General features: G+C 41.8%; 5 protein-coding genes. All 5 read right to left on the bottom strand.

The window, feature by feature from the left end; translation table 11 throughout:
* Positions 1-518: Uma2 family endonuclease (locus tag HWQ37_RS32785; RefSeq protein WP_292755312.1), on the bottom strand; the 518-nt coding region annotated here is incomplete at its 3' end.
* Positions 519-533: 15 nt separating this feature from the next.
* Entirely contained in the window at positions 534-770 is a 237-nt protein-coding gene (locus HWQ37_RS32780) for a type II toxin-antitoxin system HicB family antitoxin (protein ID WP_292755310.1), read from the bottom strand.
* Positions 767-997 (bottom strand): type II toxin-antitoxin system HicA family toxin, encoded by a 231-nt coding sequence (locus tag HWQ37_RS32775; protein WP_292755308.1) that lies wholly within the window; start codon positions 995-997, stop codon positions 767-769. Before HWQ37_RS32775 ends, HWQ37_RS32780 begins: the two co-directional genes overlap by 4 nt.
* Positions 998-1,032: 35 nt before the next feature.
* Positions 1,033-1,815: an ABC transporter ATP-binding protein gene (locus HWQ37_RS32770; RefSeq protein ID WP_292755307.1), complete on the bottom strand. Its 783-nt coding sequence runs from the start codon at positions 1,813-1,815 to the stop codon at positions 1,033-1,035.
* Entirely contained in the window at positions 1,805-2,938 is a 1,134-nt protein-coding gene (locus HWQ37_RS32765; protein ID WP_292755306.1) for a branched-chain amino acid ABC transporter permease, read from the bottom strand. The genes HWQ37_RS32770 and HWQ37_RS32765 overlap by 11 nt, the downstream gene beginning before the upstream one ends.
* Between the last annotated feature and the right edge of the window lie 113 nt (positions 2,939-3,051).

The raw sequence follows: 3,051 nt of genomic DNA, 5'->3' as shown, positions 1-3,051 counted from the left end.
TCCCAACCGGGAAAAAGTTCTGGTATCGTTAGAATATCGCCATTTTCTAAAACTGTAGGTTCGCCTATAGAGCGATAAATTGTAACTGTTTCTTCATCAGGATCGATCAGAATCCCGACGATCGCTCCTAGTTCTATAAATTTCAGAATTTTGGCTACTATAAATTTAATTTTATCACTCTGAGATTTAATTTCTACCACCAAGTCAGGGACAAGTTCTCCAAAGTAACGAGGACTTTGGAGAAGTCGGGAAGCGCGAACAAAAGAAACATCGGGTGCTTTGAGGTTTGTATCTGGCATAATGAAACCGCCAGCAGAATCAAATACTCTTCCCCAGCGACGAGGATTTATCCAAGCAAAGAGAAAGGCAATGAGACGACTACTGATTTCGCTAGATACAATATCTGACGGGCCAATAATTGAAATTTTCCCATTTTCGAGTTCCAGCTGGTAATCTAAACCTGCCTCGGTAAAAGCTGTTTGAACTTGCTCTAAATCTCTGACTGTCATCATTGACATAAAAAGCTTTTACCATTAATATTTTGACTCGATTTTAACACGAGCCTTACCTAATGTTTGTGGATCTGGTAAAGGCTGACCATCTTCTAAGTACGATTCGATTAGCATTTCTAAAACTTCCTGAGCATTTTTTAAAGCCTCCTCATAAGTGTCTCCATGAGTACAAGGCTGCATAACATCCGGGAAATCAGGTAATGAAGCTACATAACATTCATCTTCATTTGACCATTGAATTAATATGGTATATTTCATGCTTCTGGTTCCTCCTTTTCCTCTGCTTCTATCTTATTTAATTCTTCAAGTGCTTCATTAACCTGCTTTTCTAAATATGGTTTAGCGTCACTACCATCTTTACCAGCAATGATAATAGCTTTAGATAATTTTGGATGTATCCATTTGCTATGACTTCCCTTTGCCTGTTTATAGGTAAATCCCGATCGCAGCAATAAACTTTTCAGTTCTCTAATTTTCTTGGGCATATTTACCCAAGATTAGTTGAGCATTTCATATAAGTTTATTTTCCCAAATAAGCCTCTAGAACTTTGGGATTAGTTTGAATTTCTGCGGGTGTACCATCAGCTAAATTTTGTCCTTCAGCAAGTACCCAAACACGATCGCACAAGGACATAACGACATCCATATTGTGTTCAATAATCAAAAAGGTCATCCCATCTTGGCGGTTCCAAGCGATAATGCGATCGCAAATATCATCAATCAGTTTCGGATTCACCCCAGCCGCAGGTTCATCCAACAAAATTAACTTGGGATTAGTCATCAGCGCCCGTCCCATTTCTAGCAGTTTCCGTTGTCCACCAGACAAGCAACCAGCGTAATCGTGCGCTTTTTTTGCCAAGCCTACTGATTCTAATAAAAACATTGCTCGCTCTTGGAGTTGCTTTTCTTCCTTAGCGATAACGTGCGGTTGCAACTGCACCTGCCAAAAATTTTCACCCGTTTGTTTTTGCGCCGCCAGCAACATATTTTCTAACACCGACAACCGCGAAAGTGTGCGTGCAACCTGAAAGGTACGGATTACTCCCTGTTGGGCGATTTGATATGGTTGCAAATTGTGAATCGGTTCGCCGTCAAAAATCACTCGTCCCTTATCGGGGCGAATGAAGTTTGAGAGTAAGTTAAACAAAGTAGTTTTACCAGCACCATTGGGGCCAATCAAGCCCGTAATGCTGCCTTTAGGAACTTCGATTTTCGCCTCATTAACTGCTTTGACACCACCAAAGGTTTTAGAAAGTCCAGTGGCTACCAAAAGCGGAAGTGGCGCTGACTGATTATTTACCAAGGGTGAGTTCCTCCTTTTTCCCTAAGATACCTTGAGGTCGCCAAATCATCAGTACCATCAAAATAAATCCGATTACCATGATCCGAAATGCGCCCAAACGTGCTTCATCAAGGGAAACGATTCTAGGTAAGACTTCTCGCGTCAGTGCATCGTAAGCAAAGAAAATTACCGCGCCGACGATTGTGCCGACATTATTCCCAGAACCGCCTAAAATCACCATAATCCAAGTGTCAAAGGTAATCTGCGGTTGGAAATTATCAGGGTAAATGGCGCTGAGTTGCCAAGCAAAGAAAGCACCAGCGATACCCGCGATCGCACCCCCTAACATGAGAGATTGTAATTTATACCAAAAGACATTTTTTCCCAGCGCCTTGGGAATTTCTTCATCTTCACGAATGGCTTTGAGAATTCTACCCCAAGGCGATCGCACCAAAATTTCTAAGCGCCAGTATACAAATGCTAAAACCAGCAGCAACACCAACATTAAACCGGCTTTTGGGTTGTAGTTATACAGTCCAATTACTCCAGAAATATAAATCGCTGCTGCCAAAACTGCTAAAACAATTGCCACACCCAAGCGCGACACAAATTCTTGCTTGCTAGTTGTCCTTTTGCCTAAATCAGTAGTCCGAGATATTTGAGTGGTACGAATCCATTGCCACAAAGTAAAGAAAGTTACAGCAGCCAGCAGCGTTAAAAGCCCAATCATCACTAATCTGACAAACAAACTTGGCTCTGTGGATAGGGGTATGGGATAACTTTGTACACCAAACGCCCCAGAAATCCAGGTATCACCCACAGGTAATTCCTGATTATTTACCACCAAACGAATTAATTCGCCCGTACCGATGGTGACAATTCCTAGATAATCTTCCCGTAAGCGGAGAGTTACAAAACCAATTATCAAACCCAACAAGGCTGCGACAATTGCCCCAGCCAGTGCCGATACAAGTAGGGGTAAGCCTTTTAAACTTAACAATACCGTTGTATATGCTCCCAGAGTCATGAAAGCAATATGACCAAAATTAATTAAGCCCGTAAAGCCCCACTGTAAATTCAGTCCTAGTGCGAATAGAGCAAAAAGTGCTGTAGAAATTGCTAAGAAAATGAGATAGTCAACCATATTAAATTATTTGGGAATTTGTCATTTGTCATTGGTCATTTGTCATTTGTCATTGGGAAGGGGACAAGGGGGACAAGGGGGACAAGGTAGCAATCTTTCTCCCTTGTCTCCCC

The organism is Nostoc sp. NMS4, assembly GCF_017115095.1.
Lineage (GTDB): Bacteria > Cyanobacteriota > Cyanobacteriia > Cyanobacteriales > Nostocaceae > Nostoc.
Note: the sequence above shows the minus strand (reverse complement) of the source record. Positions and strands in the feature narration are given on the sequence as shown.